General features: G+C 70.0%; 1 protein-coding gene. It reads left to right on the top strand.

Translation table 11 applies throughout. The features are described from left to right. Window positions 1-28 precede the first annotated feature (28 nt). Window positions 29-233 (top strand): hypothetical protein (locus KVT34_RS31330; protein WP_217563400.1); only part of this gene is annotated, 205 nt, incomplete at its 3' end.

Here is a 233-nt window from a genome sequence, read left to right as displayed (position 1 = left end):
CCCGGCGGGGCGTCGGATACGGCCTGACATGAGCCTCGGCAAGCGCCGGCACCGGCACGGACTGCACTCGCTGCGCGGCAAGCTCACCCTGGCCAACGTCGGGCTGCTCGCCGTCGGCTACGTGGTGGCGGCCGTCGCGAGCATCATGGGCATGCGGCTGTACCTGCTCGACCAGGTGGACTCCGAGCTGCTGAAGATGCGGACGTCACTGGGGAGTTCGGGACTGACGCTGC

Source organism: Paenibacillus sp. GbtcB18 (genome assembly GCF_019091125.1).
In the GTDB taxonomy this organism is placed as follows: Bacteria; Bacillota; Bacilli; order Paenibacillales; family NBRC-103111; genus Paenibacillus_F; species Paenibacillus_F chitinolyticus.
This window is presented reverse-complemented; position numbering and strand designations above follow the sequence as displayed.